This is a genomic window from Vescimonas sanitatis, assembly GCF_049060325.1.
Classification (GTDB): domain Bacteria; phylum Bacillota; class Clostridia; order Oscillospirales; family Oscillospiraceae; genus Vescimonas; species Vescimonas sanitatis.
This window is the reverse complement of sequence record NZ_JBMGPW010000002.1, coordinates 235076-253968: the sequence shown is the minus strand read 5'-3', so window position 1 is coordinate 253968 and position 18893 is coordinate 235076. Positions and strand designations below refer to the sequence as shown.

Sequence of the window (18893 nt, the reverse complement as noted above, 5' to 3'; positions counted from 1 at the left end):
GGCTTTCAGGTCGAAGATCAATGGGGGCACTGTTTAGGTGCCCCCATGTCGTGCTTATGTAGTGGAAACTGTTTCCGCCGGGAATTGCCGGCCGGTGTGGTCGATGGTGTAGGGCGGATCGAGGATCAGCTGACTGATGGGCACAACGGTATACCCGTCGTTGATCAGGCAGTCGAGAATGGCAGGCAGGGCCTCCGGCGTGTGCAGCGCAGCGTTGTGGAACAGCACGATGCTCCCCGGCTGCACCTTGGATGTTACGCGCCTGCATATCGTATCCGCGTCGTAGTCCTTCCAGTCCAGGGAGTCCACATCCCACTGGATAGGTTCCATACCCATGGAGCGTATGGCGGCGATGACGTGGTCGTCATACTCCCCGTAGGGACAACGGATCAGCGTGGGGGTCACGCCGGTAACAGCACTAATCCGCTCGTTGCTGGCGGTGACATCGTCAATGATCTGCTGAGTGGACAGACTGTTGTAATGGTCGTGGTGATCGGAGTGGCTCATCACCTCGTGGCCCGCGTCGTGCAGGGCTTTGACGGACTCCGGGTACTTCTCCGCCCAATCTCCCACAACAAAGAAGGTGGTCTTGACACCATACCGCGCCAGAATGTCGATAAGCGTCTGGGTGTCCTCGTTGCCCCACGGTGATGCAAAAGTGCGGCAGTTCACGGAGAACTGCTGCTCACCACGTTTCGGCCAGCAGGAAATCCTGAAGATGCACGATTCTAATGCCGTTTTCAATCCCTACATCCATGTCATTTAGGGTGACAACATATTTGGGGTAATGGTCCTTGATCTCCATGAGGTTGCCCACCTCACGGTCAGAGCCCTCCGGCAGCTGGACGCAAACCTGCACATAGATCCGCTCGTCGCGACGGGCGGCCACGAAGTCAATCTCTTTTGTTTCATTCTTGCCGATATACACATCGTACCCCCGTCGCTTCAATTCTAGAAACACGATGTTCTCCATGGCCCCGTCCAGCATTTTGCGGTTATAGCCCAACAGGGCATATTTCAGGGAGACATCGGCCAGATAATACTTCTCCTGCGTTTTCAGGATGCTTTTTCCTTGCAAATCGTAGCGCTCACAGGGATAGATGATGAACGCCTGCTCCAGCCAGCGCAGGTAGTTGTAGATGCTCTCCACTGAGACCTTGCAGTGCTCGCTTTTCAGGAAGGTAGAAATCGAATTGGCGGAAAAGGTCTTGCCCACATTTTCGATGATGAATTTCACCACACGATCAAAAATATCCTGCTTGTTGATGCGGTGACGCTTCAAAATGTCTCGGGAGACCACGGTGTGGTAGATGCCGTTAACGATCTGATAGGCGTTCTGCGCGTCATATTCACTCAGCGCTATTATGGGGAAGCCACCAAAGCGGATATATTCCTCCAGCAATTCCTTTTGGGACAGTGCGCTGCTAGCTTTGAAGTCCAGGTACTCGCGGAAAGACAGGGTGTAGACGGGGATAGACACATAGCGTCCCGTCAGATAGGTGGAGATCTCGCTGGACATGAGTTTGGAGTTGGAGCCGGTCACATAGATGTCGGCGTCCGTACCCTCCAGCAGACTATTGACCGCCCTTTCCCAGCCGGTGATCTCCTGTATTTCATCCAGCAGGAGGTAACAGTGCCCCTTGCCCGCCATAGCGTCCAACAGCTCGTTATGCATCTGCTTGGCGGTAATGCTTTCGGGAATGTCCATCTCCGTGTACCGCTTGCGGATGATGTGATCCACAGACACGTCCCTTCGCAGCAGCTCCTCCAGCATTTCGAAAATGGTGGATTTACCGCAGCGACGGATGCCTGCCAGTATCTTGACCAGCGGTTGGTCGATAAAAGGCGCGATGGCCTCGATATAATTCGGCCTGTTGACCATGGTATCGCCTCCTCGCAATCGTTAGTATGCCCGAAATACTTTCGTTATGCAACAAGTTTTTAGAGTTTAACCTTAAAAACTTCTATGTGATCTTCGCTTTTTTGCTTTGCTCTACACGGAGAACCATACGCTCACCCCTCCAGCAGAGCGCGGCAGCCATTCCTCTGCAGCCGTCAGCGGACGAAGCGCAAGCGGGGTAAGTGGTTACATAAAAGAAGACGAGGCGCGGCGAAAAGTGTATAAACAGGCGTATTTCTGGTTTACATAATTTATGACGTGGGAGAGTCTGTAACCTGTTCCGCCGGAAACTGTCGGCCGGCGTGGTCGATGGTGCAGGGCGGGGGGAGGATGAGCTGGGAGATGGGGAGGACGGTGTAGCCGTCGTTGATGAGGCAGGTGAGGATAGCGGGCAGCGCCTCCGGTGTGTGGAGGGCGGCGTTGTGGAACAGCACGATGCTGCCGGCTACACCTTGGAGGTCACCCGCCGGCAGATGGTGTCCGCGTCATAATCCTTCCAATCGAGGGAGCCCTATCGGCAAGAACTTGAAGCCGTTGCGGCGTAAGGGGTTTCACAACATGACCTCCTCCATAAAGATAACGAGGAGAATGCAGGGACTGAACCGCCAAGCAATTAAGAAATCTGGTGCCGGAACTGACGGAATAGTCTTTCAGAAATTGCCGCGAAAGCTCCCACACCGTACGCATAACGAAAGCTCCGAATCGACCTGCAGCGCAGCTCCAAAACGAAAACCACCTTGTCGGGGGGGCAAACCGCTGATCGCAGTGAGCGGCACTTTATGACAGCAGAAGCTCGATCAGTTCCTCATTCTTCAGCCCGCTGAAATAGCGGCCCGCATCCTCCTGCGCCAGCGCATCGCGGAGGCTCTGCTCCTCCAGCCGCACGCCCGCCAGCTTTTCTGCCAGCACCTCTGGCTCCACCACGCTGAAAAAGTCGCCGGTGAACGCAATATGCCGGATGACGCCGCGGTCGGTGGACAGATGCGCCTCCACACCGCCGCAGGCGGGGAAGCGCTTCTGTCTGGTCATCTCGCATTCCCGGGACTGGCCATAGTTCCATTCCCATGTGGCGTACCGCTGCTCTCGCAGCCGAGCGATCTGCGATTTGTCCTCCTCGGTAAAGACATACTCCTCGCCGGGCTGCTGCGCCAGAATGTTGTCCAGCAGCACGCGGCGGAATTCCTCCAGCTCCACGGGATGGGGCATATGCTGCCGCACGGTGGTGACGCGGCTTCGGACGGAGACCACGCCCTTGGCGGCGATCTTTTCCTGGTCCACATGAAGGGCCTGCGCCACCCGGTCCAGATCGGAGTCGAACATGATGGTACCGTGGTGCATGACCCGGCCCTCCTTCAGATACTGGGAGTTGCCGGAGAATTTCTGCCCGTTGATGGTCATGTCGTTCCGCCCGTTGACCTCAGCCTGAACACCCAGAGCCGCCAGCGCAGCCACCACAGGCTGACAGAACAGCTTGAAGTTGATGGACTCCATACTGCCGGCATCGGCGATAAACGTGAAGTTCAGGTTTCCCATGTCGTGGTACACCGCACCGCCGCCGGACAGCCGTCGTACCACTCGCACACCGTTTTCGCGGACGAATTGCTGGTCGATCTCGGCGGCGGCGTTTTGGTGCTTGCCGATAATGATGGCGTTGTCGTTTTGCCACAGCATGAAATAGGTGCGGTCCCGAGGGAGTGCGTCAAACACATACTGCTCCGCCGCCAGATTCCACGCAGGATCGGTGGTGTAGAGGTTCAGATAAGAGAGCTTCGGCTGTGTCATGGCAATAGGCTCCTTGGTTCTATGATGTGTGTTTCAGGATCGATGTATCGCTCAGCTGTTTTTCGGCAGCGTCGATCGGTATTCGCTGGGGGTCACGCCGGTTTTGGCCTTAAATACCCGCATGAAGTTCTGGATGGTCAGGAAACCGACATCCTGACCGATGTCGCGTACCAGCCTGCTGTCATCCGCCAGCAGCTGCTTTGCTTTTTCGATGCGAAGGTCGCTGAGATACTGCGTGAATCTCTTTCCATCGATCTCACTGAAAATACGGCTGAGATACGACGGACTGATGCCCAGCTGGGCGGCAACGCCGTCAAGGGACAGGCTGCTGTCCATGTAGTGCTCCCCTACGTATTTCTTGGCGGCCAGCAGGTATCTGCGCTGACGATTGTCCAGATTGGTAAAGATCTCCTGTACCGCCGCGCGCAGATAGGCACATAGCTGCTCGTAGTACGCATCTGTGAGCGGATCGCCCTCCGGCGCAAAGGCGCCCAGCTTTCCGCGATAGGTGCGATTCAGCTCCTGCAGCTCGCTGGCCAGCATCTGACAGCAGTCCAGCGTGTCCTGATCGGGCAGCTCCGCTTGCCGGATGGTAGACAGCAGGTGACGCAGCGTGGTGGACGCCGCCTCCTCCGAGTGCTCCGTTATGGCGCCAACCGTACTGCGGATGCGCTTTTCAAGATCCGCGCGGGAGACCTGCCGGGCAGCGCTGGTCTGTGAATCGGACAGGAGCGCCTGGTACACGCTGTGGATCTGCAGCAGATCGGAGAACCGCGGGCTGCAGACGACCACGCTGTTGGGGAGACTGCGCGTAAAAATATGGATGGCGCGCGTCAAATCCTCTGCCTCACCGTCAGCAATCGCCTGTTTGTCCTGTAAACAGGCAATGGTCAGGATGCTGTATCGATAGGAAAAGGAATACAGCCTCCAGCGGGGAAAGTGAATATTTTGCAGGTTTTTGATGGTATGCTCAATGGCTGCCGGATTCAGCACGCCTGTGACGCGGTTGGACGTGACGAACAGCAGAAATGTCCCTTCGCACGGCAGCGTGTCGGGAAGGCTTGCGAGTGTCTGGCGGACAGAATCTGCGTCCAGCTCCGCACCGTCCACCAGCTCGCACAGCAGCTGACGCAGCACATACGGGGAAATGATCTGTATGATCTTGCGGAACTGCACCGTGTCGCGGCTAAGGGCGAGAACACTGCGGTTGAGCAGGTCCCAGTCGCTGACAGACTCGTTTTTCGGCAGGGCTTCATCGCTGCTGCGCAGTGTTTGCAGCGTTTTCCGCAGAGGACGGTAGAACAGCCATGCCACCAGCAGGGCCGCCAGCACCAGCACAGCCAACAGGATCACCATCACGAGCAGCAGATGATTCGATGCCAGATATTCGCCAAGAGGGAGCGTCACCGTGGTATAGCTGTGGCAGAAGGTGAGTCCTGTGGCGGCAGACATCCCCACCAGCGTGTTGCGGCTGCCGGCCTTCAGCGGTGTATCCAGATTGCTGTACAACAGGGAACCGTCCGGCGCATAGACAGCCAGCGGCTCCACTCTGCTGCACAACGAGGAAAAAAGCGCTTCGGCATCCAGATAAAGCAGCAGCTCACCCAGATATCCATAGGAGCAGGGAATAAACGGATACCGCAGGCACAGTGTGCCGGATGCCGTGCGGACCAGCGTGGCGCTGGAGGCGCCGGCAGGCCCCAGGGCCTGCGCGGAAAAGTCTTCTGCCGTGGGAAGCTCTGCCAGCAGGCCTACGTCACCGCCGGAGGAATAGGCGGAGCCATAATGGTTGCACAGCAGAATAACGTCGGTGACGTAGCGTGTGTCAGCTGCGAAAGACTTCAGCTCGGTGACGATCCGGAAGTTCCGGGGCCGATCCTGCGTGTCTGGAAACAGTGCTGCGTACAGAACCTCATCATTCCACGTCAGCTGTTCCGCCGCATCGCAGAGCCTGCCGAAATTTTCATCGGACAGCTTTGCCGCCAAGGTGAGAAAGGCCTCGCCGCTCTCGCGTGCACTGCCGAGCAGCCTCTGGTAGGCATTATGGTAAAGCCAGATCTGAAAGAGCAGCATAACGGCCAGCAGCAGGGACAGTATGGTAAAGAAGGTGCTGCGCAGAACGCTTCCCGACCGGAAGAATTCATGCCTCAGCGCATCGCTCAGTTCTTTCCGCGCCACTTAAAATCACCTCCGCCACTTGCAGCAGACGCCTTGACAAAGAACGTAATATGGTAATCGATGGTAAATGAATCATATCAAAAAATGTGCATTTCCGCAAGGAGCAAACCGCACCTGCTTTCGCAAAATAGGATGTCCTATCTAAAGTGCACATTTCCCCTGCATGCCCCGTCTTTTTGCACTTTTTTTAAGCAGTTTACGAAAAAAGACCGGCTTTTCTCCTGCGTTGGATCGGTGAATTGCACAGTTTTTTGCACGGATGTTCGGCGATTCGATGCTAAACGATTTTTTCGGCATGAACAAAACTTGCGAAGCTGTTAAATATTTGCCAGGACACGGCGGTATCACGATCTGGGAAAGAATTGTTTATTGAAAATGATCAGCGTATGAGATACATATGCAAAGTACAGAGGGCCGGGCATGCCGGACGCAGGTCCATCCCTCTGCGCAGACGATACGTCAAAGAGAAATTGAGAAATGACTATGAGAGAGGTGGTCCATGGAATGAAGAAGAATCCCTACAAACGGGTGGCGAGAGGTCTGGCCGTGGCGGAGAAGTGGATCATCGTTGTTGCGCTTGCCATCGGCGTGGCGCTAACAGCGGTGAACGTTGTCTGCCGCTATATCTTTAAGGCGGATGTGAACCTCTCGTGGTCCGAGGAAATCGTGGTAGCGCTGCTGGTGCTGGCCTACATGGTCGGCGCCGCCCTGTGCGCCGGTGAAGAGGGCGGCCTCATCAATATGACGATCTTCACCGGCAAGATGAGCCGCCGTGCACAGCTGACCATTGAGATCATCACCAACATCTGCCTGATCGTCTTCGGTGTGATCATTTTCATCAGCGGTTGGGATCGCTGCGCGGTAAAGATCGCCAGCGGACAGGTCACCACGGCGCTGGCTGTGCCTGACTGGATCTACAACGCATTTATCCCGCTGGGCGCGTTTCTGATGGTGATCCACACGGTGGAGCGCATCCTGGACGGGATCGCTGAGCTGAAAGAGCTGAAGAGCGCAGACATGACGAAGGGAGGCGATGCTGCATGACGTATGCCATTATGCTGGGTGTTTTTGTGATCCTGCTGTTTCTGGGTGCACCGATCGCACTGTCTCTGGGTATGTCCTCGCTGCTGGCCATCCTGTATAATGGGACGGGCATCAATGTTATCGCCGGCCAGATCTATGGCGGCATCGGCAAGTATCTTCTGCTGGCCGTTCCCTTCTTCGTCCTGTCCGGCAACATCATGGCGAAAGCCGGGATCTCCGACAGACTGATTGCCTTCATTGACGCGCTGCTGGGGCACCTGCGCGGCGGCATCGCAATGGTCTGCGTTGTGGTGGCCTGCTTCTTCGGCGCCATCTCCGGCTCCGGCGCGGCCACCGTGGCAGCTCTGGGCGTTATCCTGATCCCCGCCATGATCGAGCGTGAGAAATTCTCCGACCCCTTCGCACATGGCGTGGTGGCTGCCGCTTCCTCTATTGCGGTCATTATCCCGCCCAGTATTTCGTTTGTGATCTATGCGTCCCTCACCGGCGTTTCTGTGGGCGACATCTTTGTGGCCGGTATTCTCCCCGGCGTCATTATGGGCGTTGCCATGATCATCGTGGTGCAGATCTATGCCCACAAGCACCACCTGAAGCCCGCCCACCCCTGGAAGGGCTGGCGCGAGGTGTGGCGCACCTTCAAGAGCGCCTTCTGGGGGCTGCTGATGCCCGTCATCATTCTGGGCGGCATCTATGGCGGCGTTTTCTCCGCTACGGAGGCGGCGGCCGTGGCTGCGGTGTACGGCCTGTTCGTCGGTACCGTCATCTATAAGAAGCTGAAGTGGAAGGATATCGTGGAGCTTCTTTATGATACGGCCAAGAGCACCGGCGGATTGATGCTCATCATCGGCGGCGCAACGATCTTCTCCTACGCCTGCACGCGCTATGGCATTTCCACCAGCGTCCAGGCTCTGCTGGAGAACTGCGGCAAGGGCGGCTTCCTGGTCATCATCAACATCGTGCTGCTGATTGCCGGCTGCTTTATGGATGCGAACTCCAATATGTACATTTTCGTTCCCATCATGTATCCTGTCGCGCGGGAGTTCGGCATTGACCCCATTCAATTCGGCATGATCTGCACGGTCAACCTGGCCATCGGCCAGTTCACGCCGCCGGTCGGCACGAACCTGTTTGTCGCCTCCAGTCTGCGTATCCCCGGTCACCGTGTCGGTGTGGAGGGCGTGGCCAAAGCGTGCCTGCCCATGATCGCGGCGGCTGTGCTGGTGTTGCTGCTGGTCACCTATGTCCCGCAAGTTACCACGTGCCTGATTGGCGCATGACTTTCTCTCCCCCCCTTGCCGCCTGCCTGCGTACAGGCAGGCGGCCCCCGCCCAAGCATGCACCATATCAAAATGATTTATTTTAGGAGGAACTACTTATGAAAGCAAAAAGATTTCTGGCCCTCATTTTGGCGCTTGTCATGGCGCTGAGCCTCGTTGCCTGCGGTGATAGCGGCAAAACCCCTGCTGCGGACGGCGACAGCAACGGCGGCGGCGATTCCAGCTTCCCCAAGATGACATGGACCGCCGCTACCTCCGGCGCCGAGGGCTCCAACTTTGACGTCGGTCTGGAGAAGTTCAGCGAGCTGCTGCAGGAGAAGACCAACGGCGCTGTGAAGCTGGACATCTACTGCTCCGACCAGCTGACCAACGGCAGTACGGCGGACTCTGTGCAGGCCTGTATGGACGGCACCATCGATGTGACGTTCCAGGCCGATGGCATTTGGGGCAACTTTGACACCGTGTTCAACATCCCCAACCTGCCCTTCCTCTTTGACAGCTATGACGATGTGGACAGCAAGCTCATCAATGGCGAGGGCGGCAAGTACCTGATGAAGGCTATGGAGGATAAGTACAACGTCAAGTGCCTGGGCATTGGCGAAAACGGCTTCCGCTACCTCACCAACCGCAAGCACCCTGTCAAGACTCCTGACGATCTGTACGATCTGAAGCTGCGTATCGGCGGCGCTCCCATCCTGATCGCCACCTATGAGAGCTGGGGCGTGGACTACACCACTGCCGGCTGGGCTGAGGTCTACACCGGCCTGCAGACCAAGCTGTATGACGGGCAGGAGAACCCCATCGCCGTTGCCGATGCCAGCTCCATTCAGGAGGTGCAGAACTATGTGACCGCGTGGACGGCCAACTATGGCATCATGTTCATGGTCATCAACGGCGACCTGTACAACAGCCTTTCCGATGAGCTGAAGGCCATTGTGGACGAGTGTGCCAAGGAGGCCTGCACCTATCAGGTGCAGTATACCCGCGACGAGTGCGAGGCGGCGCTGCAGAGATGGGTCGATGACTACGGCATCGAGGTCTACGAGATGACGCCGGAGAACGCGGAGCTATTCCGCAGCAAGGCTCTCAAGGTGTATGACAAGTACACGGATTACCAGCAGCTCATTGATATGCTGAAGTAAGCAAGGTGCGGTTTGCCTGTGTGGAAAAGGAACCTGCATTTGTGGGAGGAATGATCATGAACATTGGATTTATCGGCCTTGGAAACATGGGACTTCCCATGGCGCGGCGGCTGCTGGAGAAAAGCGGCTGCCCTGTGTACGGCTTTGACATTGTGCCTGCCGCGCTGGAAAAGCTGGCGGCGGCCGGCGGTACGCCTGAGCCGGACAGCGCAGCGCTGCTGGAAAAAAGCGATGTGATTTTTCTCAGCCTGCCCAGCAATGAGCTGGTACAGGCAAATCTGGAGGCAGCCGTTCAGCATTGCCGGAGCGGCGCCGTGGTCGTGGACACCAGCTCCTCAGTGCCCGCGGTCATACAACGCTGCGCTGCGCCGGCCGCTGCGCGGGGCGTCGAGCTGATCGACTGCCCCGTCAGCGGCGGCGTAGACGGCGCCGAGAAGGGCACGCTGAGCGCCATGTGCGGCGGCAGCGAGGCAGCTGTGACACGGATTATGCCGCTGCTGACCTGCTTTGCCGCCCATGTGACGTACATGGGGCCTTTGGGCAGCGGCTATGCTGCCAAGCTGATCAACAACCTGATCGTTGGCGGTGAGATCACACTGATCGCCGAAGCGTTCGGCCTTGCGCGCCGGGCCGGCGTAGACCTGACACGGCTCATGGAGGCGCTGTCCGGCGGCGCAGCCGCCAGTCCCGTTCTGACGATGAAGGGTAGCAAGATGATCAGCGGAGATTACACAGCATCCTCCCGCGTGCTGATCCACCTGAAGGACCAGCACAACGCGCAGGAGATGGCACGCGCTCTGGGAGCCGATATCCCCGCCTGCGATTTGTCCACTTTGCTGCTGGAGAAGCTGGCGGATATGGGTCGCGGCAACGAGGATGTAGCGGCGGTCATCGACCTGTTCCAATCAAAAGTAGATCTTAGGAGGTTATGGAATGGCAACCTATGAAAAGGAATTTCTTCTGAAGGTCCTGGAAAACCTTTGGAAGGTCCGCAAATTTGAGCAGCGCGCCATGGAGGGCGGCCTCAAGGGTGAGATCAAGGGAAACATCCACGTCTGCCTGGGTGAGGAGGGCGCCGTTGTGGGCGCCAATATGGCGCTGGAATCCACGGATTATATCACGGCCAGCCACCGCGGCCACGGCCACTGCGTCATGAAGAGCGATGATGTGGAGCATACGCTGGCGGAGCTTTACGGTAAGGAAAGCGGTTTCTGCCATGGCCGCGGCGGTTCCATGCACGTCACAAAGGTGGAAAGCGGTCTGCTGGGCGCCAACGGCATCGTCGGCGGCGGCATTCCTCTGGCCACAGGCTCGGCGTTGGCATCCAAAATCAATCGGGACGGCGCGGTATCCGTGGCATTCTTCGGCGACGGCGCCACCAATCAGGGCTGCTTCCACGAGTGCATCAACATGGCGGCCGTCTGGAAGCTGCCCATTGTTTATTTCATTGAAAACAACCAGTACGCCGTGTCGACCAACATCCACACCACCTGCGCCACCTCCACGCTGGCCCAGCGCGCTCAGGGCTACGGCATCGAAGGCGATGTGGTGGACGGCACAGATGTGCTGGCCGTCTATGAGGCGATGCAGAAGGCTGTGGCCCATGCCCGCAGCGGCAAGGGGCCGGTGCTGCTGGAGTGCGATGTCTATCGCTACACCGGCCATTATGTGGGAGACCCGGGCAAGTATATGTCCGAGGCGTATAACGCGGCGGCTCATGAAAACGATGTGATCAACAAATTCAAGGCATACCTGCTGGCGGAGGGCGCTGCCACACAGGCGGAGATGGATGCCGTGGAGGCGGCGGTGGAGGCGCGTATGGAAAAAGCGTATCAGTTTGCGCTGGAGTCCCCGTTGCCCGATCCTGCCGATGTGCTGAAATACAACTATGCCTGTGACAACGAAAGGAGTGTTGTTCGATGAGCCGTAAGACTACTATGATCGCTGCCATCCGCGAGGCGATCGACGAGGAAATGCTCCGTGATGAAAACGTGATCGTTCTGGGCGAGGATATCGGGGAGCTGGGCGGTCCCTTCGGCTCGTGTATCGGCCTGCTGGACAAGTACGGTCCCGACCGCATTATCGCCACCCCTATCAGCGAATGGGGCTTCACCGGCATCGGCGTAGGCGCGGCCATGCGCGGCAAGCGCCCCATCGTCGAGCTGATGTACAATGACTTTATCTCCGTCTGCCTGGATCCCGTGATGAACCAGGCGGCAAAGCTGCACTATATGACCGGCGGACAGGTCAAGATCCCCATGGTGATCCGCGCGCCCATGGGCACCGGCCGCCGCGGCGCGGCGCAGCACTCCCAGAACATGGAAGCGCTGTTTGCCCATATTCCCGGCCTGAAGCTGGTGTGCCCCTCTACGCCGGCTGACGCCAAGGGCCTGCTCATGACCGCTATCCGCGATGATGACCCCGTGGTATTTCTGGAGCACAAGCTCCTCTACCCGCAGAAGGTAGAGATGCCGGACGATGTTGCGCCAATCCCGCTGGGCAGCGCCAATATCCGTCGTGAGGGCAGCGATCTGACCATCCTTACGTGGGCCCGCCAGGTCAACTTCTCCCTGGAGGCCGCGGAAAAGCTGGCTGCCGACGGTGTGAGCGCGGAGGTCGTTGACCTTCGGAGTCTCGTCCCGCTGGACTGGGATACTATCCGCGACTCCGTCAGCAAGACCCACCGTGTACTGATCGCCGAGGAGGATGTCAAGCGCTGCGGCTTCGGCGCTGAGCTGTCCGCGCAGATCATGGAGGAGTTGTTTGATCAGCTGGACGCACCGGTGCGCCGCGTGGCGGCACTGAACTCCTCTGTGCCCTTCTGCGCCGAGCTGGAGGACGAGATCTATCCCAATCCCGAGCGCATCGCCGCCGAGGCAGCCGCTCTGCTAAAAGAATAAGGAGGCACATATGGCAACTGAGATCAGAATGCCGCAGTTCGGCGTTTCCATGGAGACTGGTACGGTCGCTCAGTGGCTCAAGGCCGAGGGAGATACCGTCAAGGCCGGCGATGTGCTGGCCAGCATCGAGACAGAAAAGCTGACCAACGACGTGGTCAGCGAGGTGGACGGCGTACTGCTGAAGATCGTTGCACAGGAGGGTGAGGATATCCCCGTGCAGGGGCTGATGGCGTATATCGGCCAGCCCGGCGAGGCCCTTCCCGACGGCAGCGGCACAACGGCGCCCGCTGCCGCCGATACGGCTCCTGCCACTGTGGAGCCTGTGCCTGCCGCCGTCGGTCAGATGTCCGGCGGTCGTGTCAAGGCATCCCCGCTGGCCCGCAAGATCGCTGCCAAGCTGGGCGTTGACCTGTCGCAGGTAATACCTGGCGGTACCAGCGGACGTATCCGTGCGGATGACGTCCGCGCCTACGCCGCGCAGGTCCCGACAGCGCCCGCCGCCCCCGCTCCCGCCCCCGCCGCTGCTGCACCGGCTCCTACCGCTGCTGCGGCGGAGCAGATGGGCGGCGACACAGTGGAGAAGCTCTCCGGTATGCGGAAGGTCGTAGCCCAGCGTATGCAGCAGTCCCACACGGAGATCCCGCCCGTAACGCAGGTCACCAAGGTGGACGTGACGGCGCTGATGCAGTTCCGCAGAGAACTGCTGGAAAAGACGGGAAAGAAGTACTCTGTCAATGACCTGATCCTCAAGGCAACGGCAAAGTGTCTGGCAGCGCATCCTGAGATGCTGGTCAGCTTTGACGGCAGCCAGATCATTCACCGCGCTCACGTCAATCTGGGCATGGCTGTTGCGCTGGACACGGGACTGATCGTTCCTGTAATCCGTGATGCCGACAAGCTGAGTCTGGATGCATTGGCGGCCTGTGCCAAGGATCTGGCGGCCCGTGCCAAGGACGGCGGCCTTACGCCTGATGATTACAAGGGCTCCACCTTCACGGTATCCAATCTGGGGATGTTCGGCATCGAGATGTTCACGCCCATCGTCAACCAGCCGGATGCCGCTATCCTCGGCGTCACGGCGGTGGAGGATGAGCTGGTCATGGAGGCGGATGGGACCATTTCAAAGCATCAGGTCATGCGTCTTTGCTGCACCTTCGATCATCGTGCCATGGACGGCGCTGTGGAGGCGCGCTTCGGTATGGCGCTGCGCGACCTGCTGCAATCGCCCGTAGAGATCCTGCTTTGATGCGAGGTGCGGTATGAAAAAGATCATTGTTATCGGCGGCGGCCCCGGCGGATATGTGGCGGCCATCCGTGCCGCACAACTGGGCGCGGACGTGACCATTATTGAAAGGCAATATCTGGGCGGCACCTGCCTGAACGTAGGCTGCATCCCCACCAAGTGCCTGCTGCACTCCGCCGAGCTGGTGGAGCAGATCAGGACGCAGGGCAAGGATATCGGCGTAGAGGTCGAGGGTGTGAAGGTCAACTTCCCCCAGGTCATCGCCCACAAGAACGCCATCAGCAAGCAGCTGACCAGCGGCGTAGCCGGTCTGCTGAAGCTGAACAAGGTCAAGAAGGTGGACGGCACCGCCAAGTTCACCGGCGAAAAGCAGCTTGAGGTCACCAAGCCCGACGGCAGCAAGGAGAGCATGACCGCCGATGCCATCATCGTGGCCACCGGCTCCGTCAATGCCCAGCCGCCTATCCCCGGTCTGAAGGAGAACCCCAACTGCATCGACTCCACCGGCGCGCTGTCGCTGGACAAGCTGCCCGCGACCATGGTGGTCATCGGCGGCGGCGTCATCGGCCTGGAGCTGGCCTGCGCCTACGCGGCCTTCGGCACGAAGATCACCGTGGTGGAGGCCATGGACCATATGCTGCCTATGCTGGACGGCGATCTGACGAAGATCGGGGTGGCCCACATGAAGAAAATGGGCATGGAGTTCCATCTGGAGTGCCCCGTGCAGTCCGTGGAGGACAGCCCCGTGGGCGCGAAGGTGGTCTGCAAGGATAAGTCCGGCAACACCGTCAGCTTCGAGGCGGAGAAGGTGCTGGTGGCCATCGGCCGCAAGGCCAACACCGCCGCGCTGGATCTGGCCGCCGGCAAGATCGACAACGATAAGGGTCGTATTCTCGTCAACGATAAGATGGAGACCAGCGTTTCCGGCGTATACGCCATCGGTGACTGCGTGTTTGGCCATGCACAGCTGGCGCATACCGCCTCCGCCATGGGCGAGGTGGCGGCAGAAAATATCTGCGGCCATGAGGCGCACTATTGCGAAAAGACCAACCCCACCTGCGTGTATATGGAGCCGGAAGCCGCCTCTGTGGGCCTGACCGAGGAGCAGTGTAAGGCGCAGGGCATTGCCTACAAGGTGGGCAAATTCCCTATGAGCGCCAACGGCAAGGCACTGATCCTCAATGGCGGCGAGGGCCTTGTCAAGATCATCGCCGGTGCGGAGTATGGCGAGATCCTGGGCATGCATATCATCGGGCCCCGCGCGACCGACCTTATCGCTGAGGGTGCGCTGGCCATCGGTGGTGAGATGACGTTGGATGAGCTCATCGACACCATCCACTCTCACCCCACTGTCACGGAGACCATGCGCGAAGCCGCGCTGAACGCGGAAAAGCGTGCCATCCACACAAAGAACTGACGGCGCGCAGAATGGCGATCCGTGTTACGCTGAGCGCAAATGCAGGCGTTTCCGTGGAGCTGGGCGGCGTCCGCATCTGGATAGACGCGCTCCACGATACGCGTGTGCCGGGGTTTTCCACGCTGGACAGTCATCTGCTCCAGCGGCTGTGGTCCGAAGCCGCCTTTCAGTCGCCGGATGCCATTGTATATACGCACTGTCATCCAGATCACTATGCGGCGCATTTGACGGCGGAGGCCTGCCGCCGCTGGCCGAAGGCACGGTTGTTTCTGCCGCAGAAGGACTTTCCGGAGCAGGAGCTTCTGTCGGGGAGGGAGGCCGCCGCATCCATCGAAGGGGTGGCGCTGCACTTTTACCGACTGACCCACGACGGCATGGCTTTCGCCGGTGTGCCGCATTACGGACTCACCATCACCTGCGGAAGGGACAGCATACTGCTTCCCGGTGACTGCGCCGTGGCCTCTCCGGAGCTGCTTCCCGTGGTGAACGGGCGGCATCTGCGCCTTGCGCTGCTGAACTTCCCTTGGGCCACGCTGCAGCGCGGACGGGATTTTCTGCGGGAGCAGCTGCACGCTGACCAGATCGCGCTGTATCACCTCCCCTTTGAGGAGGATGATACCGAGGGCTTTCGCGCGGCGGCAGATCGTGCCGCACAAAGCCTATCCGGCGTCGGAGCCGTCCATGTGCTCGATAATCGCTTTCAGACCCTGTTTATCCCGGATGAAACGCAGCCCGCCCCGCATAGCTGATAAAAAGCAAAAGACGTCCTGTTTTCGCTGGAAAACAGGACGTCTTTTCTATAAAACGGTGTAGACGTGGAAATCGTCAGCAGTATGCTGGGGTACACTCACCCCTCCAGCAGAGCGCGGCAGCCCTCCGGGAGCAGATAGTCGATCTCTATACGGTTCCCCTCGTAGACGCGGATTTCCCGGATGGCGGCGGCGACTGTGGGGCGATCCAGCTCCGCCAGCTGCCCCGACGCCAGCAATTCCTTTACCCACGGCAGACATAGCGGATCGTCCTGCGCTGTGCCGCGCAGCTTGTCCAGTTGGGCCTGCAGCGCCTGCTCCTGTGCGTCATAATCAGCGCGGCAGCGGAGGAAGTCCTCCTTGGAGATAAGCGCGTCCTGATAGTCCTCGTAGGCGCTCTGGCGGCGGCGCTGAATGCGCTGCAATGCAGCTTCCAGCTTTTGGGGTTGGTCGGTGCCGGAGCGCGGGCGCTGCGCCGCGCCCTGCTGTGCCAGCTGGTGGAGGTTTTCCACGCCGGCAATGAGTTGGTTCAAATCATCCAGTATTACCTTCGTCAACACATCATGGGCGATATAGTGCTTGCTGCACACGGACGCGCCGTAGCGCTTATACGAGCCGCAGGTGTAGAAGATTTTGCCACCCCAGGTGGTCTTGACCATGGCTCGTCCACAATCGCCACACTTGAGAAAGCCCGCAAAGGGACTGACATTCTGCTGAAAATCCGGTGTGCGGGCGTTGGCATGCAACAGAGCTTGTACCCGTTGCCACTGGCCCTTTTCGATGATGGGCTGATGGGTGCCGGATACTACCGTCCACTGGGAGCGCTCCTTCCGCTTGGCTTTCCCGTGCATCTGAAGGCGGTCGTCCCGTCCCTGCTCCATATTCCCGATGTACATCTCATTTTGCAGGATACGGTGGATGGTAGCGTATGTCCAGTAGGTGGTGGTTTCCAGCCGGTGGTTGTTGCGATATTTTTCGCCGGTGAGCCGTTTGTACTCACTGGGGCAGGGGATGCCCTCCTCGTTCAGCTGCTTGGCAATACGGATCTTTCCCATTCCGTTTTCGAACAGGGTAAAGATGCGCCGCACCACCTCCGCCGCAGGCGGGTCGATGACCAGACGGTTATGATTCTGCGGGTCCTTACAGTACCCGTAGCTGGCGAAGGCCCCGATGAACTCGCCCCGCTGCTGCTTGGCGTGGAGGGAGCTTTTGACCTTTTGGGAGATGTCGCGTGCATACTGGGTGTTAAACAGATTCTTCAGCGGCATCATCATGTCGTAGGCGCCGCGGTCGCTGTCGATATTGTCCGTGACAGCGATGAACCGCACACCGTGCTCCGGCAGCCAACGCTCCAGATAGCGGCCTGTTTCGATGTAATCACGGCCGAAACGGGACAGGTCCTTTACCAGCACACAGCGGATGCGCCCGTTCCCTATGTCCCGCAGCATCCGTTGAAAGGCGGGGCGCTGGAAATTCGTGCCGGTATAGCCGTCGTCGGCATAGCATTCCGCCATCACCAACTCAGGATGATTTTCGATATACGCCTCCAGCAGCTTCCGCTGGTTGCCGATGGAATCACTCTCCATCCGGTCTCCGTCCTCCCGGGACAGGCGACAGTACAGCGCAGTAGGCAGTAATCGCTTCTCCATAAGTCCCCTCCTTTCCGTAGACTGCCCGCAGGCATTAAGCCGCCTGAGTATGGGCGCGGATCAATTCCAACAGCAACGTCTCAGCTGTCTGTTGACCAAGGAAATTGCGAGTGACGGTGATCGTCGGGGCGGGTGCTTGCTGAACGGTTGGCATAAACAGACCTCCTGTTTGAGAATAGTCCATCGTATGCGCGCTACGGAAACCGTATGTTTATCGGTATAGTATAAGAAAATGACAGCTGATTATGAGGCAGAGCAGGAACGGTTAAAGCTCGAAATTGGAGCAACAGAAGTAGGCGGCCAACGTAAAGTTCACAACATGAGCACCGTAAAATCTTAGAGAACGCGTCTGCGCAGTATGTCTCGGTTCGTGCAGTATAGCGCCGTTTCGCTACTGCCATTCTTGCATTTCTTTGGCTGGAAGTTGCTGTTTGCCGCGCATCTTCGTCAAGAGAATATATGCATGATCGTTTTTGGACAGGGCGCATCGCAGAACACGTTGCGGTGGGGCAGAACTTGTGCTATACTTGGAGCATAATTGGCAAGGAGGGGGACTTATGAGGAGAATTATCTGTATCATTTTAGCCTTTACCATAACACTGCTGTGCGGCTGTGGAAGCCGAAGCAACGGAGATGACACACAGGACTACGGCGGAAACACACAGCAGACGGAAGAATTCGTCATTACGCCCATGGCGTCCGGGCTGGAGCTGGAGCCGTATACCTGTGCAGATTTCTCTATGAGCGTTCCGGAGGGCTGGATGGTGGAGGCGGCCACGTCCAACGCGGGTATGTACCACGCTTTGCGAGCGTATGACCCCGCGTGCAGCGTAAATCAGATTTTGTATATCTTAAAGGCAGAGCCGCTGTTTGCGGATGACTTCCTGAAGCAGAATTATACATACTGGAACGCTGCCTACGCAGCGTTCCCCGTAATGGCAGAGGAGTCCGTGAAGGGTTACTTCGACGTGCTGCCGCAGTATCTGTCGGCGGTTGCCGCAGAGCCGTTTTACAGCAGCCTCCACTTCCCGCAGTATGAGGATTTCACGGTGACAGAGACCTTTGACGCGACCGGCTCTTTGGGCGGGACAGCCGGTGTGCTGCGTGCAGAATTTACGCAGGACGGCGTCGAGGCGGAGGGTATGTGCTCCGTGGAGCTTGTGCCCTTCCCCATCCCCGGCCTTGGCGGGTACTACATGGCATACAGCACCACCATCGTCTCCGCTGAAAAGGGGATGTTCCAGAACTGGGAGGACATCCTGACACGGAGCTTGGGCAGCCTGGACTATTCCGGCAGCTATACTTCCTCCGCCATGGCGCAGAGCGACGCGGCGATGCGGCAATCCCAGCAGTTAAGCCAGTCCGCCAATGAGATGCAGGATGCCATCATGTCCTCATGGGAAAGCCGGAATACCAGTCAGGACATCATCAGCCAGAAGCAGAGCGATGCCACCATGGGCTTTGAGCGGGTGATGGACACGGAGACCGGCGAAATTTATCAGACGGACAACGGCTTTACCGATTGGTATGACGGAGAGCGGTATACGGCTATCACGGATGACCAGTACACGGAGGCCGTTGTGGGTCGGTTCTCGTGGAAGTAAGGAGGACA

General features: G+C 58.5%; 16 protein-coding genes. 10 read left to right on the top strand and 6 right to left on the bottom strand.

What is annotated here, in order from left to right:
* Positions 1 to 54: 54 nt before the first annotated feature.
* The 5 genes from ACOMDU_RS04085 to ACOMDU_RS04065 form a co-directional block, all read right to left on the bottom strand.
* Positions 55 to 672, bottom strand: coding sequence for a polysaccharide deacetylase family protein (locus ACOMDU_RS04085; RefSeq protein WP_421129163.1), 618 nt, complete (start codon positions 670 to 672; stop codon positions 55 to 57).
* Between the two features lie 13 nt (positions 673 to 685).
* The gene (locus ACOMDU_RS04080) at positions 686 to 1882 is read right to left on the bottom strand and encodes an ATP-binding protein (RefSeq protein WP_421129162.1); all 1197 of its coding nucleotides are present in this window, start codon (positions 1880 to 1882) and stop codon (positions 686 to 688) included.
* Positions 1883 to 2151: 269 nt separating this feature from the next.
* Positions 2152 to 2334: a hypothetical protein gene (locus ACOMDU_RS04075; protein ID WP_421129161.1), complete on the bottom strand. Its 183-nt coding sequence runs from the start codon at positions 2332 to 2334 to the stop codon at positions 2152 to 2154.
* A gap of 343 nt (positions 2335 to 2677) precedes the next feature.
* Positions 2678 to 3682 carry a lipoate--protein ligase gene (locus tag ACOMDU_RS04070; RefSeq protein WP_421129160.1) on the bottom strand — a complete coding sequence of 335 codons (1005 nt, stop codon included), beginning with the start codon at positions 3680 to 3682 and terminating at the stop codon, positions 2678 to 2680.
* 51 nt (positions 3683 to 3733) lie between these two features.
* The gene (locus ACOMDU_RS04065; protein ID WP_421129159.1) at positions 3734 to 5860 is read right to left on the bottom strand and encodes a helix-turn-helix transcriptional regulator; all 2127 of its coding nucleotides are present in this window, start codon (positions 5858 to 5860) and stop codon (positions 3734 to 3736) included.
* Between the two features lie 477 nt (positions 5861 to 6337).
* On the opposite strand from ACOMDU_RS04065, the gene ACOMDU_RS04060 reads away from it, so the two are divergent.
* From ACOMDU_RS04060 to ACOMDU_RS04020, 9 genes are all read left to right on the top strand, one after another.
* The gene (locus ACOMDU_RS04060; RefSeq protein WP_421129158.1) at positions 6338 to 6904 is read left to right on the top strand and encodes a TRAP transporter small permease; all 567 of its coding nucleotides are present in this window, start codon (positions 6338 to 6340) and stop codon (positions 6902 to 6904) included.
* A complete protein-coding gene (locus tag ACOMDU_RS04055; RefSeq protein ID WP_421129157.1) occupies positions 6901 to 8181 on the top strand; it encodes a TRAP transporter large permease in 1281 nt (426 codons plus the stop codon). Before ACOMDU_RS04060 ends, ACOMDU_RS04055 begins: the two co-directional genes overlap by 4 nt.
* A gap of 98 nt (positions 8182 to 8279) precedes the next feature.
* Positions 8280 to 9323, top strand: coding sequence for a DctP family TRAP transporter solute-binding subunit (locus ACOMDU_RS04050; RefSeq protein ID WP_421129156.1), 1044 nt, complete (start codon positions 8280 to 8282; stop codon positions 9321 to 9323).
* A 56-nt stretch (positions 9324 to 9379) separates the two neighbouring features.
* Positions 9380 to 10270, top strand: a complete 891-nt coding sequence (locus ACOMDU_RS04045; protein ID WP_421129155.1) for an NAD(P)-dependent oxidoreductase — start codon at positions 9380 to 9382, stop codon at positions 10268 to 10270.
* Positions 10257 to 11246, top strand: coding sequence for a thiamine pyrophosphate-dependent dehydrogenase E1 component subunit alpha (locus ACOMDU_RS04040; RefSeq protein ID WP_421129154.1), 990 nt, complete (start codon positions 10257 to 10259; stop codon positions 11244 to 11246). The genes ACOMDU_RS04045 and ACOMDU_RS04040 overlap by 14 nt, the downstream gene beginning before the upstream one ends.
* A complete protein-coding gene (locus tag ACOMDU_RS04035; protein WP_421129153.1) occupies positions 11243 to 12223 on the top strand; it encodes an alpha-ketoacid dehydrogenase subunit beta in 981 nt (326 codons plus the stop codon). The genes ACOMDU_RS04040 and ACOMDU_RS04035 overlap by 4 nt, the downstream gene beginning before the upstream one ends.
* 10 nt (positions 12224 to 12233) lie before the next feature.
* Positions 12234 to 13469: a dihydrolipoamide acetyltransferase family protein gene (locus ACOMDU_RS04030; RefSeq protein WP_421129152.1), complete on the top strand. Its 1236-nt coding sequence runs from the start codon at positions 12234 to 12236 to the stop codon at positions 13467 to 13469.
* A 13-nt stretch (positions 13470 to 13482) separates the two neighbouring features.
* Positions 13483 to 14883, top strand: coding sequence for a dihydrolipoyl dehydrogenase (gene lpdA, locus ACOMDU_RS04025; RefSeq protein WP_421129151.1), 1401 nt, complete (start codon positions 13483 to 13485; stop codon positions 14881 to 14883).
* Between the two features lie 11 nt (positions 14884 to 14894).
* Positions 14895 to 15632 carry an MBL fold metallo-hydrolase gene (locus ACOMDU_RS04020; RefSeq protein WP_421129150.1) on the top strand — a complete coding sequence of 246 codons (738 nt, stop codon included), beginning with the start codon at positions 14895 to 14897 and terminating at the stop codon, positions 15630 to 15632.
* A gap of 98 nt (positions 15633 to 15730) precedes the next feature.
* On the opposite strand, the gene ACOMDU_RS04015 is transcribed toward ACOMDU_RS04020, so the two are convergent.
* Complete coding sequence (locus ACOMDU_RS04015) at positions 15731 to 17281, bottom strand: recombinase family protein (protein WP_421129149.1); 1551 nt, start codon at positions 17279 to 17281, stop codon at positions 15731 to 15733.
* Between the two features lie 557 nt (positions 17282 to 17838).
* Between ACOMDU_RS04015 and ACOMDU_RS04010 the strand changes: the two genes are divergently transcribed.
* Complete coding sequence (locus ACOMDU_RS04010; protein WP_421129148.1) at positions 17839 to 18885, top strand: hypothetical protein; 1047 nt, start codon at positions 17839 to 17841, stop codon at positions 18883 to 18885.
* The last annotated feature ends 8 nt before the right edge of the window (positions 18886 to 18893 follow it).

Excerpts from the sequence above, each read along its gene's own strand:
- ACOMDU_RS04040 (WP_421129154.1), top strand. The coding sequence starts at position 10,257 with ATGGCAACCTATGAAAAGGAATTTCTTCTGAAGGTCCTGGAAAACCTT.
- ACOMDU_RS04045 (WP_421129155.1), top strand. The coding sequence starts at position 9,380 with ATGAACATTGGATTTATCGGCCTTGGAAACATGGGACTTCCCATGGCG.
- ACOMDU_RS04010 (WP_421129148.1), top strand. The coding sequence starts at position 17,839 with ATGAGGAGAATTATCTGTATCATTTTAGCCTTTACCATAACACTGCTG.
- ACOMDU_RS04020 (WP_421129150.1), top strand. The coding sequence starts at position 14,895 with ATGGCGATCCGTGTTACGCTGAGCGCAAATGCAGGCGTTTCCGTGGAG.
- ACOMDU_RS04070 (WP_421129160.1), bottom strand. The coding sequence starts at position 3,682 with ATGACACAGCCGAAGCTCTCTTATCTGAACCTCTACACCACCGATCCT.
- lpdA (WP_421129151.1), top strand. The coding sequence starts at position 13,483 with ATGAAAAAGATCATTGTTATCGGCGGCGGCCCCGGCGGATATGTGGCG.
- ACOMDU_RS04060 (WP_421129158.1), top strand. The coding sequence starts at position 6,338 with ATGACTATGAGAGAGGTGGTCCATGGAATGAAGAAGAATCCCTACAAA.
- ACOMDU_RS04030 (WP_421129152.1), top strand. The coding sequence starts at position 12,234 with ATGGCAACTGAGATCAGAATGCCGCAGTTCGGCGTTTCCATGGAGACT.
- ACOMDU_RS04055 (WP_421129157.1), top strand. The coding sequence starts at position 6,901 with ATGACGTATGCCATTATGCTGGGTGTTTTTGTGATCCTGCTGTTTCTG.
- ACOMDU_RS04015 (WP_421129149.1), bottom strand. The coding sequence starts at position 17,281 with ATGGAGAAGCGATTACTGCCTACTGCGCTGTACTGTCGCCTGTCCCGG.
- ACOMDU_RS04050 (WP_421129156.1), top strand. The coding sequence starts at position 8,280 with ATGAAAGCAAAAAGATTTCTGGCCCTCATTTTGGCGCTTGTCATGGCG.
- ACOMDU_RS04080 (WP_421129162.1), bottom strand. The coding sequence starts at position 1,882 with ATGGTCAACAGGCCGAATTATATCGAGGCCATCGCGCCTTTTATCGAC.
- ACOMDU_RS04035 (WP_421129153.1), top strand. The coding sequence starts at position 11,243 with ATGAGCCGTAAGACTACTATGATCGCTGCCATCCGCGAGGCGATCGAC.